Raw genomic sequence first — 18398 nt, forward strand, 5'->3', positions numbered from 1 at the left:
AGCAGCGGACCGCCCTGCGCGGAGCAGCCCCGCTCCGAACCAGGAGCGCCGTATGCCGGAGTGGCGGGTTCAGGCCTGCAGCAGTGGTTTGAGGTTGACGAGCATGTCGTCGACCATGGCGGAAAGGTCGAACTGCGGCTTCCAGCCCCAGTCGCGTCGAGCCACGCTGTCATCGATGGACTGCGGCCAGCTGGCGGCGATCTGCTGGCGGAAGTCCGGCGCATAGCTGATTTCGAAGCCGGGGATGCGGCGGCGGATCTCGGCGGCGATCTCGGCCGGCGTGAAGCTGCAGCCCGCCAGGTTGTAGGAGCCGCGCTCGCTGATGGCCTCGGCCGGCGCTTCCATCAGCTCGATGGTGGCGCGCAGCGCATCGGGCATGTACATCATTGGCAAGGCCTGACCCTCTTCCAGGAAGCAGGTGTAGGCGCCGGTCTTGAGCGCGCTGTGGAAGATGTCCACGGCGTAGTCGGTGGTGCCGCCGCCGGGCGGCGTCTTGTAGCTGATCAGGCCCGGGTAGCGCAGGCTGCGCACGTCCACGCCGTGCTTGGCGTGGTACCAGGCGCACCAGCGCTCGCCGGCCTGCTTGGAGATGCCGTAGATCGTGGTGGGGTCCATCACCGTGCTCTGCGGCGTCATCACGGCCGGCGTGCTGGGGCCGAAGGCGGCGATGGAGCTGGGCCAGAAGATGCGGTCCAGCTTCTGCGTGCGGGCCAGTTCCAGCACGTTCAGCAGGCCCTTCATGTTGAGGTCCCAGGCCCACATGGGGTGCTTCTCCCCCGTGGCGGACAGCGCGGCGGCCAGCAGGTAGATCTGCGTGATCTCATGGCGCTTCACGGCGGCGGCGACGGCCGCGCCATCGGTGGCATCCAGCATCTCGTGCGTCAGTGCCTTCACGCGGCCTTCGGGGGCGAGGTCGCTGGTGATGACGTTGGCGTTGCCATGGCGCAGGGCCAGCTCCTGCGCCAGCTCGGTGCCGATCTGGCCATTGGCGCCGATGATGAGGATCTTGGTTTGGCGGCTCATGAATGGGCTCTTGATGGGAACTGCGGAAATCGGGGTCGTGCGGCGGGATCAGGCAGGGATGAGGCCCAGCTCGCGGCCGGCCTGCGTGAAGGCGGCCACGGCCCTCTCCAGGTGGTGGCGCTCGTGCACGGCCGAGATCTGCACGCGGATGCGGGCCTGGCCCTTCCCCACCACGGGGTAGAAGAAGCCCACGGCGTAGACACCCAGCTCCAGCAGGCGCGCGCTGAGCTGCTGGGCCTTGACGGCGTCGTAGACCATGATGGGCGTGATGGGGTGGGTGCCGGGCTTGATCTCGAAGCCGGCGGCCTGGATGGCCTCGCGGAAGTAGGCGGTGTTGGCCTCCAGCTTGTCGCGCAGCGCGTTGGAGCCTTCCAGGATGTCCAGCACGGCAATGGAACCGCCCACGATGCTGGGCGCCACGGTGTTGGAGAAGAGATAGGGGCGCGAACGCTGGCGCAGCAGCTCGATCACTTCCTTGCGGCCGGTGGTGAAGCCGCCCGAGGCACCGCCCAGGGCCTTGCCCAGGGTGCCGGTGATGATGTCGATCTTGCCGAAGACGCCGCGGTGCTCGTGCGTGCCGCGGCCGGTCTTGCCCAGGAAGCCGCTGGCATGGCATTCATCGATGCCCAGCAGCGCGCCGTAGCGGTCACAGATCTCGCGGATCTTGTCCAGCTGGGCGATGGTGCCGTCCATGGAGAAGACGCCATCCGTGAAGACCAGCTTGAAGCGGGCGCCGGCGGCCTCGGCGGCCTGCAGCTGGGCTTCCAGGTCGGCCAGGTCGTTGTGCTTGTAGCGGAAGCGCTTGGCCTTGCACAGGCGGATGCCGTCGATGATGGAGGCGTGGTTGAGCTCGTCGCTGATGATGGCGTCCTGCTCGCCCAGAAGGGGCTCGAAGAGGCCGCCGTTGGCGTCGAAGGCGGCTGCGTAGAGGATGGTGTCCTCGGTGCCCAGGAAGCGGGCGATGCGCTGCTCCAGGGTCTTGTGGATGTCCTGCGTGCCGCAGATGAAGCGCACGCTGGAGAGGCCGTAGCCGTGCGTGCGCAGGGCCTCGTGGGCGGCCTCGATCACCTTCGGATGCGAGGACAGGCCCAGGTAGTTGTTGGCGCAGAGGTTGATCACCTCGCGGCCCTCGCTGGTCTTGACCACGGCCCCCTGGTGGCTGGTGATGATGCGCTCGCTCTTGAAGAGGCCGGCCTCGCGGATGGACTGCAGCTCGCTGCGCAGGTGGGCGTAGAAGTCTTCAGCATTGGCCATGTTCGGTCTCCTGGGGCACAATCCGTTAAATCGAATTCAGTTCACTATATCGAACTTTCGTGCAGTATCTGGGAATTGCATCCCAGGGTCAAGTGAACAAGCTGCCATTGCCGGTCCTTCCGAGAGTCGCCACCATGTCCGTCCCCCATCCCGACAGCCTTGAGCCGCCCCGCGTCGGCGCCACCCTTCAGGCGCTGCGCCAGGCCCAGAGCCTGTCGCTGGACGAGCTCTCGCGGCGGGCCGGGGTGAGCAAGAGCATGCTCTCGCAGATCGAGAGAAACCAGGCCAACCCGACGGTGGCCGTGGTCTGGCGCCTGGCCAATGCGCTGCGGGTGGAGCTGTCGGAGTTGCTGGGTGGTGAGAAGCCGGCCGCGCCGGCCATCGAGGTGGTGCCGGCGCATGGCATTCCCGGCATGAGCAGCCCCGACGGCAAGTGCCTGCTGCGCATCCTCGGCCCCATCGACATGGCCGGCCAGTTCGAGTGGTACGAGCTGACGGTGCAGCCCGGCGGCGCGCTGGAGTCCGGCGCGCATGAGCCCGGCTCACGCGAGCACCTCAGCGTGCTGGGCGGCCAGCTGGAGGTCTCGGCGGGCAACACCACGCAGAAGCTCAAGACGGGCGAGACGGCACGCTACGCCGTGGACGGCCCGCACGCCATCCGCAACACGGGCAAGCAGGCCGCGACGGCGCTGCTGGTGGTCATCCACCCCTGATCCTGACCGCCCCGAAGGCGTCCGCTGCGCGCCAGGCCCGTGGGAGCGTCGGCACGCGGGGGCTGAGGAGTCAGAGCAGCTCGGACAGGCGGATCTTCGTCCAGTCGCTGCGGGCCCACAGCAGGGCCAGTGATTCGCTGTGCTCGGCCAGCAGTTCCTTGATCAGGGGCGCGGCCGGCGTGTGGGTGGGTTCGCACAGCAGGGTCAGGCGCTGGGCGCCGGCTTCCTCGAGGCGGCCGACCAGGCTCATGCCGATGAGGGTGTCGACCACGGGCTCCAGCTGCAGCGCATCCACGCGCAGCGCCGTGGCCAGGCTCAGGCTGCTGGCGCCGCCCTCGCCGGCGTCCCGGGAGCGGCGCAGCTCGCGGATCACCTCCAGTGCCAGCTCGAAGGCCAGGCCCGGGGCGTCCCCTCGCCTCAGCATCTTGTGCGTGAGCGCCGGCGCGTTGGCTGCCAGGATGGCGCCCAGCAGCACGATGGCCCAGGCCACGTAGATCCAGATCAGGAAGATGGGCACCGTCGCGAAGGCGCCATAGAGCGTGGAGAAGGTCGGCACCTGCTTGACGTACCAGGCCAGCAGGCCCTTGGCGAGCGTGAAGGCCACCGCCACGAAGACGCCGCCCAGAATGGCATGGCGCCAGCGCACATGGGTGTTCGGCACGTAGTGGAACAGCGCGGCCATGGCGGCGGCCAGCACCACGATGTCCATGCTGTTGAGCACCACCGAGAGGCCCTGGGGCAGCTTGTCCACCAGGCCCTGGCCGGCTGAGATGGCGTAGCTGGTAAGCGTGAGGCTGCCGCCCAGCAGCAGGGGGCACAGGGTCATGGCCGCCCAGTAGACCAGCACCCGCTGGGCGATGGGCCGCGGCTTCTTGACCCGCCAGATGGCGTTGAGCGTGCGGTCGATGGTGAGCATCATCGCGCTGGCCGAGAAGCCCAGGGCGATCAGGCCCACCACGCCCAGCTTGTTGGCCTTGGCCGCGAACTGCGTCAGCGAGGCCAGCACCGGCTTGGCGATGTTGGGCGGAATCAGGCTCTTGAGGAAGTACTTCTCCAGGGCCGCCTGGAAGGCCGAGAACATGGGGAAGGCGGTGAACAGGGCCAGCATCACCGTCAGCAGGGGCACCAGGGAGATCAGCGTGGTGAACGTGAGGCTGCCTGCGGTGAGGCCCAGGCGCTCTTCCTTGAAACGCACCTTGAAGGTCTGCAGGGTCTGCAGCCAGGGCCAGCTGATGAGTTCGTCGAAGAACTCGTGGATCAGGGCGATGGGGTTGTGGCTGCGCCCCTCCAGGCGCCTGCCGTCCTGCGGGTGGGCCATGCGGCTCTCGTTGCGGCTCTCTTCACTCATGCTGGCTATGATGCCAGCCATGTCAAGCCACCCCACCGCCCCCCTGCCCCCGACGGACCGCGTCGCCCCCAGCGGCGCCGAGACGCTGTCGCGCAACCTGGCCTTCTACAGCCTGCTGGCGCTCTTCGTCCTGTGCCTGGCCTGGGAACTGTGGCTGGCCCCCGTGGGCCGAGGCACCCTGGCCATCAAGGCCCTGCCCCTGCTCGTGCCCCTGGCCGGCCTGTGGCGCTACCGGCTCTACACCTTCCGCTGGCTGAGCCTCATGGTCTGGCTTTATGTGGCCGAGGGCCTGGTGCGTGCCAGCAGCGACCGCGGGCTGTCCGTCTGGCTGGCCTGCCTGGAAGTGCTGCTGGGCGTGCTGATTTTCGTGGCCTGCTCGATGCAGGTGCGCCAACGCCTGGCCGCGGCCCGGGCCGCCCGAGCCCAGCCGGAGGCCTGAATGGCCGGGCCTGACCGCAAGGACTTCCTGGCGCAGGCCCGCCAGCTGATCGGCGCCGACCATCTGCTGAGCGGTGAGGGGCTGGACGGCTACGAGAAGGACTGGCGCAAGCGCTACGCCGGCCGCGCCCTGGCGGTGGCAAGACCTGGCACCACGGCCGAGGTGGCCGCGCTGCTCAGGCTCTGTGCGGCGCATGGCGTGAGCCTCGTGCCCCAGGGCGGCAACACCGGCCTGGTCGGCGGCGGCGTGCCGGATGGCAGCGGGCAGCAGCTGCTGCTGTCCCTGCGCCGCCTGCGGCAGATCCGCCAGGTCGATCCGGCCAACCTGACCCTCACCGCCGAGGCCGGCTGCCTGCTGGCCGAGGTCCAGGCCGCGGCCAGTGCCGCCGGGCTGCTCTTCCCGCTGAGCCTGGGCGCCGAGGGCAGCTGCACCCTCGGCGGCAATCTGGCCACCAATGCCGGCGGCACCCAGGTGCTGCGCTACGGCAATGCGCGCGAGCTGTGCCTGGGCCTGGAGGTGGTGACGCCGCAGGGCGAGGTCTGGCAAGGCCTCTGCGGCCTGCGCAAGGACAACACCGGCTACGACCTGCGCGACCTCTTCATCGGCAGCGAAGGCACGCTGGGCGTGATCACCGCTGCCACGGTCAAGCTCTACCCTGCCCCGCAGGCCTGCATGACGGCGCTGGCGGCCTGCCCCACACTGGACGCGGCCGTCGCGCTGCTCAACCGCGCCCGGGCCCTGGCCGGTGCCACGCTCACCGGTTTCGAGTTGATCAGCCGCTTCTGCCTGCAGCTGGTGCGGCGCCATTTCCCGCAGATCCCCCAGCCCCTGGCCGACGACGCCGCCGCGCCCTGGGCGGTGCTGCTGGAGCTGTCCGACCACGAGGACGAGGCCCATGCCCGCCAGCTGCTGGAGCGCATCCTCGGCGAAGCGCTGGAGGCCGGTGAGGCCCTGGATGCCGCGGTGGCTCAGTCCATGAGCCAGGCGCGGCAACTGTGGCATCTGCGCGAGAGCATCCCGCTGGCGCAGAGCGAGGAAGGCCTCAACATCAAGCACGACATCGCCCTGCCCATCTCGGCCATCCCGGCCTTCGTGGCGGACTGCGGGGCCGCGCTGCAGGCCCACTGCCCCGGCGTGCGCCTGGTCTGCTTCGGCCACCTGGGCGACGGCAACCTGCACTTCAATGTGCAGGCGCCCGAGGGCCAGGACCCGGCCCACTTCCTGCGCGCGCAGGAGCCGGCCATCAATGCGCTGGTCTACGAGCGGGTCCTGCAACGGGCCGGCTCCATCTCGGCCGAGCATGGCATCGGCCAGCTCAAGCGCGAGCAGCTCGCAATGACCAAGGACCCCGTGGCCCTGGCGCTGATGCGGCAAATAAAAAAGGCCCTGGATCCCCAGGGCCTCCTGAATCCTGGCCGACTGCTCTGAGCCGGCCGGGACAGGTCACTTGACGGGCACGAAGTTGCCCGCACCCCGGTTGCGCCACCACTGCAGCGGCTTGACGAGCAGCAGGCGGTAGACGGCGCGCACCATCACCAGGGCCAGCAGGGCCTCGATGAAGGTCAGCACAAAGGCCACGAAGGCGTTCCAGCGTTCAGCACGGCGGCCGAACTTGGCGAACATGCGGTCCTTGGCGATCTCGATGCTGTCATAGAAGCTCGGCACCACCAGCAGCGTGAGCAGCGTCGAAGTGATGGTGCCGCCGATGATGGCCACGGCCATGGGGCGGTAGAACTCGCCGCCGTCGCCCACGCCGATGGCCACCGGCAGCATGCCGGCGATCAGCGCGAAGGTGGTCATCAGGATGGGGCGCAGGCGCTTGCGGCCGGCGTGCATCAGGGCTTCCTCGCGGTCCATGCCCTCGGCCTCTTCCTGGCGTGCGGCGTCCAGCAGCAGGATGGCGTTCTTGGCCACCAGGCCCATGAGCATGATGATGCCGATGAAGCTCATCAGGTTCAGCGTGCCCTTGGTCAGCAGCAGGGCCACCACCACGCCGATCAGGGACAGCGGCAGGGACAGCATCACGCCCAGGGGCGCGGTGAAGGAGCCCATCTGCATCACGAGGATGAGGTACATCAGGCCCACGCCGCTGATCAGGGCAATGAACATGGCACCGAAGACCTCGGCCTGCGTCTCCGAGTCACCGCCCAACTCCAGTCCGAAGCCCGGCGGGAAGTCGATGGCCTTGGCGATCTTCAGCGCGTCCTGCGTGACCTCCCCCGGCGAGCGGTCGTGGGCATTGGCCGACACCGTGATCGTGCGCTTGCCGTTGGCATGCTCGATCTGCGCCGGGCCGCGGCCCATGCGGATGCTGGCGATCTGCTCCAGCGGCACCATGCGGTTGGTGCCGGTGACGGCCACGGGCAGGCGCTCGATGTTGCTGAGGTCCACGCGGTCCTGCGGGTGCAGGCGCACGGCGACGTCACGGGTCTCGCCGGTGGGATCGACCCAGTCGCCCACCTCGACGCCGGCGAAGGCCACGCGCAGCGCCTGGGCAGCATCGCCCACCGAGATGCCCAGCGAGTTGGCCAGGCCGCGGTTGAGCTCGATCTGCAGCTCGTCCTGCGGCGCCTGCTCGGACAGGCCCACGTCCACCGCGCCCTTGACCTCGCGCAGCTTGGCGATGAAGTCGTTGCTGATGTCCAGCAGGCGGCGGGCATCCGTGCCGTAGAACTGGATCTGCACCGGCTTCTGGCCGCCGTTGTTGAGGTTGGACTGCACCGTGTACTCGGCGCCGACCAGGCGCGAGATCTTGGCGCGCAGGTCAACGGCGATCTCCTCGGCGGAGCGCTTGCGGTCCTTGGCCTTGCCGAGGTCCACGTAGATGGTGCCGCCGCTCACCGTCACGCGGCTGTTGGTGGCCACCGTCTCGGGGATGGTCCGGGCCAGGCCGGCCGCAGCTTCGAGCTTCAGCTTGGCGTACTCCAGGTTGGCGCTGGCGGGGGTGCGCACGTTGACCATCAGCATGCCGGCGTCAGACGAAGGCAGGAAGGTCGTGCCCAGGAACTTTGCGGCCAGCACGATGGCGCCGATCAGGCTGCCCACCGCAAAGGCGGCCATCCAGCGGCGGTGATGCAGGGCCCAGGCAATGACCTGGCCGTAGCGGTCGGACTGGTGGTCGAACCACTTGTTGAAGCGCTCCAGCACGCGGCCGATGCCCTTGCGCGGCGCGTCATGGGCATGCGGCGGATCACCCCAGTAGGCCGACAGCATGGGGTCCAGCGTGAAGGAGATCAGCAGGCTCACCAGCACCGAGGCCACGACGGTCAAGCCGAAGGGCCGGAACCATTCGCCCGACACCCCGGGCATGAAGCCCACGGGGATGAACACCGCCACGATGGAGAAGGTGGTGGCCGCCACCGCCAGGCCGATCTCGGCGGTGCCGTTCAGGGCGGCGGTGCGGCGGTCCGAGCCGCGTTCCATGTGACGCACGATGTTCTCGCGCACCACGATCGCGTCGTCGATCAGCACGCCGATGGCCAGCGAGAGGCCCAGCAGGCTCATGAAGTTCAGCGTGAAGCCGCACAGCCACACGGCGATGAAGGCCGCGATCACCGAGGTGGGCAGGCTCAGCGCGGTGATCAGGGTCGAACGCCAGGAGTTCAGGAAGACGTAGACCACCGCGATGGTCAGGCCCGCACCGAAGACCAGGGCATGGATGACGTTGTTGAGGTTCTCCTGCGATTCCTTGCCCTCGTCACGCGTGACCTCCAGCGTGGTGCCCTTGGGCAGGGTCGGGGCGATCTGGTCGACCAGCTTGCGCACCTCCTTGGCCACGGTCACGGTGGAGGAATCGCGCGAGCGCGTCACGGCGATGCCCACATTGGGATGGCCGTTGCGCACGCTGAAGCTGGCCAGCTCGGCGAAGCCGTCCTCGATCTGCGCCAGCTGGCCCAGGCGGATGGACTCGTCGCCATTGCGCTTGACCACCACCTGCTGGAAGTCCGCCGGGCGCTCGATGCGGCCCTGCAGCCGGATGCTCTGGTCCTCCATGGCGCCGCGCACCTTGCCCACCGGCACCGAGATGTTCTGCGCGCGCAGGGCGGCGACGACATCGGTCACCGAGACATTGAACTCGCGCAGCTTCTCCGCGCGCAGCAGCACGCTCAGCTCGCGGTGCAGCGCGCCGTTGACGTTGACCGTGGCCACGCCGTTGATGGCGCGGAACTTGTCGGCCAGCTGGTCCTCGGCGATGTGGCTGATCTCGGCATGGCTCTGCGTGGTGGACGAGAGCGAGACCTGCATCACCGGCTGGGCCGAGACGTCGAAGCGCTGCAGCACGGGCTCGCGCATCTCGACCGGCAGCTTGTAGCGCACGGTGGCGATGGCGTTGCGCACGTCATCTGCAGCCTCGATCAGGTTCTTGCTGAAGTTGAAGATCAGCTGGAACTCGGCCGCACCCTCGCGGGAGGTCGAGTAGACCTTGCGAACGCCGGAGAGGCCCTGCAGGGACTTCTCGATGCGATTGACCACCTCGCGCTCCACCGTGTCCGGCGAGGCGCCCGGGTAGGCGATGCTCAGGAAGAGCATGGGCTCCTGGACGTCGGGGATGGAGTTGACGCGCAGCTTGTTCAGCGCCATCAGGCCCAGGGCCATCAGCGAGATGATCACGACGATGGTCGCGATCGGCTTCTTGATGCTGAAGTTGGAAAGGAACATGGATCAGCCTCCTGCCACGGCGGCCGACGCAGCGGACGCCGCCGGCGCCTTGGCCAGCTCGACAGCCTGGCCATCCTTGAGCGTGCTGGTCGGCTTGCGCAGGACCTTGTCGCCCTTGCTGAGCCCGGCGGTGACGGCGACCTGACCGGTGCGGGTGTCGCGTTCGCCCAGCTTCAGGGCCACCTTGGACAGCTTGCCGTCATGGATGCGCCAGGCATGGGCCTGGTCCCCGGCTCGCACGATGGAGGCCTCCTCGAGCATCAGCGCCTCGGAGGATCGGGCCTCGACATTGCCTTCGGCGTAGAGGCCGGCAGCCTGCGGCTTCTCGCCCTCGCCCAGGTTCACCAGGACTTCGACCTGACGGGTCGTGGCATTGGCGGCGACGTCGATGCGGCGGATGTTGCCGTGGAACTGGGTGTTGCCATAGCCGTTCACCCGGAAGTGCACGCCCTGCCCCACCTTCAGCTCCGCCAGCTTGTCGGCCGAGACCAGGCCCTCGAAACGCAGGCTGCGCGGATCGATGACCTTGACCAGCTCCTTGCCCATCTGGGAGGTGTCACCCGGCGAGACCTTGCGGTCGCTGACCACGCCGTCGAAGGGGGCGCGGACCTCGGTGCGCTGCAGCTGCTGGCGGGCCGTGACCACGCGGGCCTTGGCGGCGACCAGATCGCTCTGCGCGTTGTTGCGGCGCATCTCGGCGTCCTCCAGCCCCTGCATGGAGGTCATGCCCTGGGACTGCAGCGTCTTCTGGCGCTGCAGCTGGCGTTCGGCCTGCTCGAAGCTCTGGGCGGAGGCGCGGGCCGCTTCCTCGGCGGAGGTGAGGCTGTCGCGGATGGCGGTGTCGTCCAGGCGCACCAGCAGGTCACCCTTGCGCACCGACTCGCCGTTCTCCTTCAGGACCTGCAGCACCACGGCCGAGACCTCGGCTCGCAGGTCGGCCCGGCGCTCGGGCTGGATGGATCCGGTGATCACGGGCCCCGAGGCCTGCTCGCTGAGGCCCAGGTCTCGGACGTCTTCCTTGGCGAGCAGCAGGGGCGCCGTGGCGCGCTGCTCGGCCACATCGGCCTTGGGGCCCTTGCCGCAGGCGCTGAGCAGGGCGGCGGAGAGAACGAGCAGGGCCAGGCCATGGCCGGACGGAACGGTGCGTTGCTTCTTGTTCATGATGGCTTGCGGGAGATCAATCGCCGGAGCATAGGCCCGGTCCGGGTTACATCCGCTGGTCATGGTGCCCGAAGAAGGGACATGCCGTCGCGGACTTGCGACGAATGGCAGGTCGGGACACCTGTCCGGCATGTATCGACGCCAGGCGGGCGTCAGCCGGCGGGCCCGCCCGCGCTCAGTGGAGCTCGCCCTCCGCGCCGGGTGGCAGCAGCAGCGGCAGCAGCTCGATACCCTCTTCCCTCAGCGCCCTGGCTTCCTCGGGTTGGGTGCGTCCGCGAATCGCACGCTCCTCGGCTTCGCCATAGTGGATGCGGCGGGCTTCCTCGGCGAAACGCTCGCCGACGTCCTCGCTGTGACGGGCGAGTTCGCGGGACGCGGCCATCCACAGCGATTGCAGGGCCTCGCGGGCCTCGGCCTCGGTCGGGCGCCCTGCCCCGCATGCAGCGGCCGCTGCGGCCGCGTCTTCTGGCGGGCAGGCCGGCGCAGGCGGCGGGCTTGCGAGGGCCTTGCCGGCGCGCAGATGGGACACATTGAGCCGCGGCGCCGAGGGCCGTCGCTCCACGCGCGAGGAACCGCACACCGGGCAGCTCAGCAGGCCGCGGGACTGCTGCTCGCTGCAGTCGGCGGAAGAGCCGAACCAGCCTTCGAAGACATGGTCGGCCTCGCAGGCCAGGTTCAGCACCACCATGGTCGGGGGCCTCTCAGGCGGGCGCCGCCTGCCAGTCCAGCGCCCAGGCGCCCTGGCGCCAGCGCTGCAGCCACAGCAGGCCGATGAGGGTCTTGGCGTCGGTAACCTCACCCCGGCGGCAGGCCTCGTCCAACGCATCCGTCGTCATGCCGAGGCACTCGACGAACTCGCCGGCATCCAGCTGGGCCGGGCCTGCGCTCAGCTGGCGGGCAAAGTAGATGTGGATGCCTTCGTCGGAGTAGGCGATGGCGTTGTGCAGCACGCCGGCATAGGCCCACTGCGCCGCGCTGTAGCCGGTTTCCTCGCGCAGCTCGCGGATGGCACAGGCCAGCGGGCTCTCCTGCGGGTCCAGCTTGCCGGCGGGAAACTCCAGCATCACGCGGCCCATGGGATAGCGGTACTGGCGCTCCAGGAGCAGCAGCTCGTCGTCCAGCAGCGGCACGACCATCACGGCGCCGGGATGGCGGATGTATTCGCGGACGGCCTCTCGGCCATCGGGCAGGCGCACCACGTCGCGCTGCACCTTGAGGAAGCCGCCCTGGTAGACCTCGCGGCCGTCCAGGCGGATCTCGCGCAGGCCGGCATCGGGATCGGTGCCCTCAGCGGGGGCGTGCAGGTCCTCAGGCTTGCTCACGGTGCTTCTTCAGGTAGCGCCAGACGAAACCCGGGAAGGCCAGCGTCAGGAACAGGCAGGCCGCGGCGGCATAGAACTCCCAGCCCTGCGGCTGGCGCTGGCCGACGCGCGCCTCCAGCCCCATGCCCAGCGCCAGGGTGAACAGCGCCATCAGCAGCAGCTCCAGCAGGCGCCACCAGCCCGACTTCATCGGATCAGGGCGGCCCACGATCAGGATTCGCTGGCTCAGGAAGGGTGCGTTGGCCGCCAGGACGGCGACCAGCAGCACCAGCCAGGCGGCGGCAGACTGGTTCACGGGCGATCAGTTGGCCAGGGTCTTCACGGCCACGGCGCACATCGTGAGCAGACCGTCGGGCATCAGGCCGAAGAGCACCACCGCGATGCCGTTGAGGGACATGACCAGGCGTGCGTCCGCCGGGGCGCTGAGGGCGCCACGCTCGGAGGGCTCGTCGAAGAACATGACCTTGATGACGCGCAGGTAGTAGAAGGCGCCGATCAGCGACAGCACCACGGCACCGATGGCCAGCTTGATGTACAGCGGGTCATTGGTGGCGATCATGGCCTGCAGCACGGCCAGCTTGGCGTAGAAGCCGGCGGTCGGCGGGATGCCGGCCAGCGAGAACATGAAGATGGTCATCACCAGCGCATACCAGGGGCTGCGCTTGGCCAGGCCGGCGAAGTCGACGATCTGCTCGGACTCATGCCCCTGGCGGGCCATCAGCATGATCAGGCCGAAGGTGCCCAGCGTGGTCAGCACATAGGTGACCACGTAGAACAGCGCCGAGCTGTAGGCATTGGCGGCCGACAGCGTATTGCCGTTGACCACGCCCGAGGCCAGGCCCAGCAGCATGAAGCCCATCTGCGCGATGGTCGAGTAGGCCAGCATGCGCTTGAGGTTGCTCTGGGCAATGGCGGCCAGGTTACCGACCACCAGGGAGACCACGGCCAGCACCAGCAGCATCTGCTGCCAGTCCACGGCCAGGCCCAGCATGCCGTCGACCAGCAGGCGGATGGTGATGCCGAAGGCGGCCAGCTTGGGCGCTCCACCGATCAGCAGCGTGGCGGCCGTGGGGGCGCCCTGGTAGACGTCGGGGACCCACATGTGGAAGGGCGCGGCGCCCAGCTTGAAGGCCAGGCCGGCGACGATGAAGACCACACCGAAGACCAGCACGGAAGGATTGGGGGCGCCGCTGCCCACCACCTGCAGCACGGTCGGGATGGTCAGCGAGCCGGTGGCACCGTACATCATGGACATGCCGTACAGCAGGAAGCCGCTGGCCAGCGCACCCAGGACGAAGTACTTCATCGCAGCCTCGGTCGAGACCGCATGGTCACGACGCAGGGCCACCAGCGCGTACAGCGACAGGCTCATCAGTTCCAGGCCGAGGTAGATGACCAGGAAGTTGTTGGCCGAGACCATGATGCTCACGCCCAGGTAGGACAGCAGGCTCAGCGTGAACAGCTCGCCCTTGAGCATCTCGCGCGGGGCCGCATAGGGTCGCGCATAGACCAGGGTGATCATCACCGCGATGCCGGCCACGGCCGACAGCAGATGGCTCAGCGGATCCACCACCACCATGCCCTGCATGGCGAAGACCTCGGCACCGCCGTAGAAGGCGTTGAAGTGCAGCAGAGACACCAGGGCCAGCGTCAGCTGGGTCAGCCAGTAGGTGGGGGTGCGGCGCTCGTCCTTGACGAAGAGATCCACCAGGGCCACCAGGCAGGACAGGCCCAGCAGCAGGATCTCCGGGGTCACCGCGTTCCAGTTCATGTCATTCATTTTTCAGCGGCCCTCTTATTGCAGCTTGGACACGGCCACATGCTTCAGCAACTCGGTGACCGAGGCATGCATCACGTCGGTGAAGGGCTTGGGATAGACACCCATCCACAGCACCGCCACGGCCAGCACGGCCAGCATCAGGAACTCACGGCCATTGATGTCGGTGAGGCTACGCACGTTGTCGTTGGTGACGGCGCCGAAGTAGACGCGCTTGTACATCCACAGCGTGTAGGCCGCGCCGAAGACCAGGGCGGTCGCCGCGATGGCGCCCAGCCAGAAGCTGTACTTCACCGTGCCCAGGATGACCATCCACTCGCCCACGAAACCGCCGGTCGCCGGCAGGCCGCAGTTGGCCATGGCGAACAGCAGGGCGAAGGCGGCGAACTTGGGCATGGTGTTGACCACGCCGCCGTAGGCCGCAATCTCACGCGAATGCACGCGGTCGTAGAGCACGCCGATCGACAGGAACATGGCGCCCGACACGAAGCCGTGCGAGATCATCTGCACGATGGCGCCCGAGACGCCCAGCTCGTTGAAGATGAAGAAGCCCAGGGTCACGAAACCCATGTGCGCGATGGACGAGTAGGCCACCAGCTTCTTCATGTCCTTCTGCACCAGGGCCACCAGGCCGATGTAGACCACGGCGATCAGCGACAGCGCGATGATGAACCAGGCGTACTCACGCGCAGCATCCGGCGCGATGGGCATGGAGAAGCGCAGGAAGCCGTAGGCACCGAGCTTCAGCATGATGGCGGCCAGCACCACGGAACCGCCGGTGGGCGCTTCCACGTGGGCGTCCGGCAGCCAGGTGTGCACCGGCCACATCGGCACCTTCACCGAGAAGGCGGCGAAGAAGGCGAAGAACAGCAGGGTCTGTGCGTCCAGCGGCAGGGGCAGCTTGTGCCAGGCCTGGATGTCGAAGCTGCCACCGCTCTTCAGGTACAGGTACAGCAGCGCGATCAGCATCAGCAGCGAGCCGGCCAGCGTGTACAGGAAGAACTTGAAGGCAGCGTAGACGCGACGCGGGCCGCCCCAGACGCCGATGATGATGTACATCGGGATCAGGGTCGCCTCGAAGAACACGTAGAACAGCATGCCGTCCAGGGCCGAGAACACGCCGACCATCAGGCCGGACAGCACCAGGAAGGCGCCCATGTACTGGTTGACGCGGTGCTCGATCACCTCCCAGGCCGCCAGCACCACGATGATGGTGATGAAGGCCGTGAGCGGCACGAACCACATGGAGATGCCATCCACACCCAGGTGGTAGTGGATGTTGAAGCGCTCGATCCAGTAGAAGTTCTCCACGAACTGCATGGCAGCCGTGTCGACCTTGAAGCCGGTGATGAGCGGGAGGGTGACGGCAAAGCTCGCGATGGCGGCCACCAGGGCCAGCCAGCGCACCGTCTTGGCCTGGTCGTCGCGACCCAGGGCCAGCAGGATGAGACCGCTGACGATGGGCAGCCAGATGGAAAGACTCAGCAACATTCTTTTTCTCCGTCTCCGTGCTCAGAGACCGGTCAGGGCCTTGAACTGCGGCGCGATGAAGGGCCACAGCTTCCAGGTCATCAGGCCGATGACACCCAGGATCATCACCAGGGCGTACCAGTACAGGTGACCCGTCTGGACACGACGGACCAGGCCGGCAATGCCGCCCACGGTCTTGGCCGAGCCGTTGATGATCACGCCATCGATCAGACCGGCATCCCCACCCTTCCACAGACCCACGCCGATGGCGCGCGCTGCGGCGGCAAGGATGTTCTCGTTGATCCAGTCCATGTAGTACTTGTTCTCGAGCACCTTGATCACCGGTGCCAGCACACGGGCGATGGCGGCCGGGATCTGCGGAGCGACCATGTAGAACACATAGGCCGTCACCACGCCGCCCAGCGCCAGCCAGAACGGCAGCGTCGTCACGCCGTGCGTGGCCATGGCCACGGCGCCGTGGAACTCTTCCTTCAACTCGCCCAGGGCGTGGTGCACGTCGTGGTTGATGAAGATGGCGTCCTTGAAGAAGTCGCCGAAGAGCATGGGCTCGATCGTGTAGAAGCCGACCAGCACGGACGGGATGGCCAGCAGCACCAGCGGTGCGGTCACGACCCAGGGCGACTCATGCGGCTCGTGGTGCTCGCCGTGGTCATCGTGGTGGTCGTGCTCGCCCGGGAAGGGCTTGTGGTGGAAGTTTTCCTTGCCGTGGAAGACCAGGAAGTACATCCGGAAGCTGTAGAAGGCCGTCACGAAGACGCCGATGATCACCGCGGCGTAGGCGAAGTGCGCGGCCGGCAGGTGGCTGGCGTGCACGGCCTCGATGATGGAGTCCTTCGAGTAGAAGCCCGAGAAGAACGGCGTGCCGATCAGGGCCAGCGAGCCCAGCAGCGAGGTGATCCAGGTGATGGGCATGTACTTGCGCAGGCCGCCCATGTTGCGGATGTCCTGGTCATGGTGCATGCCGATGATCACCGAGCCGGCGCCGAGGAACAGCAGGGCCTTGAAGAAGGCGTGCGTCATCAGGTGGAACACCGCGACCGAGTAGGCCGAGGCGCCCAGGGCGACCGTCATGTAGCCCAGCTGCGAGAGCGTGGAGTAGGCCACGACGCGCTTGATGTCGTTCTGGATGATGCCCAGGAAGCCCATGAACAGGGCCGTGATGGCACCGATCACCAGGATGAAGTTCAGCGCGGTATCAGAGAGCTCGAACAGCGGGCTCATGCGCGAGACCATGAAGATGCCGGCCGTCACCATGGTGGCGGCGTGGATCAGCGCGGAGATGGGGGTCGGGCCTTCCATCGAATCCGGCAGCCACACATGCAGCGGGAACTGCGCCGACTTGCCCATCGCGCCGATGAACAGGCAGATGCAGGCCACCGTCAGCATCATCCAGTCGCTGCCCCACAGCGGGGCCGGGAACTTGATCTGCGCGAGCTCGTTTGCCTTGGCGAAGGTCTCGGTGTAGTTCAGCGAGCCGCCATAGGCCACCAGCAGGCCGATGCCCAGGATGAAGCCGAAGTCACCGACCCGGTTCACCAGGAAGGCCTTCATGTTGGCGAAGATGGCCGTCGGCTTGGTGTACCAGAAGCCGATCAGCAGGTAAGACACCAGGCCCACCGCCTCCCAGCCGAAGAACAGCTGCAGCATGTTGTTGCTCATGACGAGCATCAGCATGGAGAAGGTGAACAGCGAGATGTAGGCGAAGAAGCGCTGGTAGCCGGGGTCCTCCTCCATGTAGCCGATGGTGTAGATGTGCACCATCAGCGACACGAAGGTCACCACGACCATCATCATGGCCGTCAGGCCGTCGACCAGGAAGCCGACTTCCATCTTGAGGCCGCCCAGCACCATCCATTCGTAGATGGTCTGGTTGAAGCGCGCGCCGTCCAGCACGCTGAACAGCGTCATCACCGAGATCGCCAGGGCGATCGCCACCCCGAGGATGGTGATCGTGTGCGCGCCCTTGCGGCCCACTTGCTTGCCGAACAGGCCGGCCACGACGGCTCCGACCAGGGGTGCCATGGGCACCGCCAGCAGCATGTTCTGAGAGAGTTGTGCAGACATCTTGTTATCCCGTGCCTTGTGTCCGATCAGCCTTGCAGGGCGTCGAGTTCTTCCACATTGATGCTGGCGCGATTGCGGAACAGCACGACGAGGATGGCCAGGCCGATGGCGGACTCGGCGGCCGCCACGGTCAGGATGAAGAACACGAAGACCTGGCCGGCCATGTCACCCAGGTAGTGGGAGAAGGCCACGAAGTTCAGGTTGACCGCCAGCAGCATCAGCTCGATGGCCATCAGCAGCACGATCAGGTTCTTGCGGTTCAGGAAGATGCCGATCACCGACAGCGCGAACAGGATCGCGCCCAGCGTCAGGAAATGGCCCAGAGTCAGCGCTGCCATCATGCGGCTCCCTTGTTGTCGGCCGCGACTTCAGCGGCGCTTGCTGCGGACGGGGCTTCGACCGTGGCCTGCACCTTCACGATGCGCAGGCGGTCGGCCTTCTGGACCTTCACCTGCTCGGACGGATCCTGGGCACGGCTGTCCTTGCGGCGGCGCAGTGTCAGCGCGATGGCGGCGATGATGGCCACCAGCAGCAGCACGGCGGCGATCTGCAGCGGGTACAGGTAGTTGGTGTAGATCTGGATGCCCAGCATCTTGGTGTTGCCCAGCTTCGCGGCCTCGGCGCTCAGCTCGGGTGCGGCGCGCAGGTTGAAGCCCGGCATCAGCACGGCGGCCATCTCCAGCGCGATCAGCGCACCGACCAGCAGGGCCAGCGGCATGTGCTTCCAGAAACCCTGCCGCACCTGGTCTGAATTGATGTCGAGCATCATCACGACGAACAGGAACAGCACCATCACGGCGCCGATGTAGACCAGCACCAGCGTGATCGCCAGGAACTCGGCCTTCAGCAGCATCCAGATGCAGGAGGCGTTGAAGAAGGCCAGGATCAGGAAGAGCGCCGAATGCACGGTGCTCTTGGCCGTGATCACACGGAAGGCTGAACCCAGCAGCACGGCTGAGAAGAGGTAGAACAGTGCGGTGGTGATGTCCATGGTGTTCCCACAAATTCGTTGACCCGAGGTGTCGTCTTGAGGCCGCCCGGCGGGCCGCTCCAGATCAGTGCTCTGGCGGCCACGTGCTGAAGACAGGAGGCCTCGTGCCTGCTGTCTTCGGCGTCCCCTCGGGGGACCGCCCAGGGCGTACCCGCC

The 18398-nt window shown here is 67.3% G+C and carries 16 protein-coding genes; 3 read left to right on the forward strand and 13 right to left on the reverse strand.

The genetic code is table 11. The features are described from left to right. Positions 1-69 precede the first annotated feature (69 nt). Both ABDJ40_RS14070 and kbl read right to left on the reverse strand, forming a co-directional pair. Positions 70-1023: an NAD-dependent epimerase/dehydratase family protein gene (locus tag ABDJ40_RS14070; RefSeq protein WP_347610712.1), complete on the reverse strand. Its 954-nt coding sequence runs from the start codon at positions 1021-1023 to the stop codon at positions 70-72. Positions 1024-1071: 48 nt separating this feature from the next. Continuing rightward, a complete protein-coding gene (gene kbl, locus ABDJ40_RS14075) occupies positions 1072-2277 on the reverse strand; it encodes a glycine C-acetyltransferase (protein ID WP_347610714.1) in 1206 nt (401 codons plus the stop codon). A 134-nt stretch (positions 2278-2411) separates the two neighbouring features. On the opposite strand from kbl, the gene ABDJ40_RS14080 reads away from it, so the two are divergent. Continuing rightward, the gene (locus ABDJ40_RS14080) at positions 2412-2990 is read left to right on the forward strand and encodes a helix-turn-helix domain-containing protein (RefSeq protein ID WP_347610716.1); all 579 of its coding nucleotides are present in this window, start codon (positions 2412-2414) and stop codon (positions 2988-2990) included. A gap of 70 nt (positions 2991-3060) precedes the next feature. Here the strand turns inward: ABDJ40_RS14080 and ABDJ40_RS14085 are convergent, their stop codons facing one another. Then, positions 3061-4338 carry a YihY family inner membrane protein gene (locus ABDJ40_RS14085; protein ID WP_347610718.1) on the reverse strand — a complete coding sequence of 426 codons (1278 nt, stop codon included), beginning with the start codon at positions 4336-4338 and terminating at the stop codon, positions 3061-3063. Positions 4339-4357: 19 nt separating this feature from the next. Between ABDJ40_RS14085 and ABDJ40_RS14090 the strand changes: the two genes are divergently transcribed. After that, on the forward strand, positions 4358-4777 hold the full coding sequence (locus ABDJ40_RS14090; protein ID WP_347610720.1) for a DUF2069 domain-containing protein: 420 nt from the start codon (positions 4358-4360) through the stop codon (positions 4775-4777). After that, positions 4778-6205, forward strand: coding sequence for an FAD-binding oxidoreductase (locus ABDJ40_RS14095; protein WP_347610722.1), 1428 nt, complete (start codon positions 4778-4780; stop codon positions 6203-6205). A gap of 15 nt (positions 6206-6220) precedes the next feature. Here the strand turns inward: ABDJ40_RS14095 and ABDJ40_RS14100 are convergent, their stop codons facing one another. From ABDJ40_RS14100 to ABDJ40_RS14145, 10 genes are all read right to left on the reverse strand, one after another. After that, on the reverse strand, positions 6221-9436 hold the full coding sequence (locus ABDJ40_RS14100; protein WP_347610724.1) for an efflux RND transporter permease subunit: 3216 nt from the start codon (positions 9434-9436) through the stop codon (positions 6221-6223). A 3-nt stretch (positions 9437-9439) separates the two neighbouring features. Beyond that, a complete protein-coding gene (locus ABDJ40_RS14105) occupies positions 9440-10597 on the reverse strand; it encodes an efflux RND transporter periplasmic adaptor subunit (protein ID WP_347610726.1) in 1158 nt (385 codons plus the stop codon). 175 nt (positions 10598-10772) lie between these two features. Continuing rightward, positions 10773-11285, reverse strand: a complete 513-nt coding sequence (locus ABDJ40_RS14110; RefSeq protein ID WP_347610728.1) for a DUF1178 family protein — start codon at positions 11283-11285, stop codon at positions 10773-10775. 13 nt (positions 11286-11298) lie between these two features. Further along, entirely contained in the window at positions 11299-11919 is a 621-nt protein-coding gene (locus ABDJ40_RS14115) for an NUDIX domain-containing protein (protein ID WP_430765642.1), read from the reverse strand. After that, the gene (locus tag ABDJ40_RS14120) at positions 11906-12214 is read right to left on the reverse strand and encodes a DUF2818 family protein (RefSeq protein WP_347610730.1); all 309 of its coding nucleotides are present in this window, start codon (positions 12212-12214) and stop codon (positions 11906-11908) included. Before ABDJ40_RS14120 ends, ABDJ40_RS14115 begins: the two co-directional genes overlap by 14 nt. Before the next feature lie 6 nt (positions 12215-12220). Then, on the reverse strand, positions 12221-13699 hold the full coding sequence (nuoN, locus tag ABDJ40_RS14125; RefSeq protein ID WP_347610732.1) for an NADH-quinone oxidoreductase subunit NuoN: 1479 nt from the start codon (positions 13697-13699) through the stop codon (positions 12221-12223). Positions 13700-13714: 15 nt separating this feature from the next. Further along, on the reverse strand, positions 13715-15187 hold the full coding sequence (locus ABDJ40_RS14130; RefSeq protein WP_347610734.1) for an NADH-quinone oxidoreductase subunit M: 1473 nt from the start codon (positions 15185-15187) through the stop codon (positions 13715-13717). Positions 15188-15208: 21 nt separating this feature from the next. Next, the gene (gene nuoL, locus ABDJ40_RS14135) at positions 15209-17251 is read right to left on the reverse strand and encodes an NADH-quinone oxidoreductase subunit L (protein WP_347610736.1); all 2043 of its coding nucleotides are present in this window, start codon (positions 17249-17251) and stop codon (positions 15209-15211) included. A 26-nt stretch (positions 17252-17277) separates the two neighbouring features. Further along, a complete protein-coding gene (gene nuoK / locus ABDJ40_RS14140; RefSeq protein ID WP_183104610.1) occupies positions 17278-17589 on the reverse strand; it encodes an NADH-quinone oxidoreductase subunit NuoK in 312 nt (103 codons plus the stop codon). After that, positions 17589-18242 carry an NADH-quinone oxidoreductase subunit J gene (locus tag ABDJ40_RS14145; RefSeq protein ID WP_347610739.1) on the reverse strand — a complete coding sequence of 218 codons (654 nt, stop codon included), beginning with the start codon at positions 18240-18242 and terminating at the stop codon, positions 17589-17591. Before ABDJ40_RS14145 ends, nuoK begins: the two co-directional genes overlap by 1 nt. Positions 18243-18398 lie beyond the last annotated feature (156 nt).

The sequence above is a fragment of the Roseateles flavus genome (genome assembly GCF_039872765.1).
Classification (GTDB): Bacteria; Pseudomonadota; Gammaproteobacteria; order Burkholderiales; family Burkholderiaceae_C; genus Roseateles_B; species Roseateles_B flavus.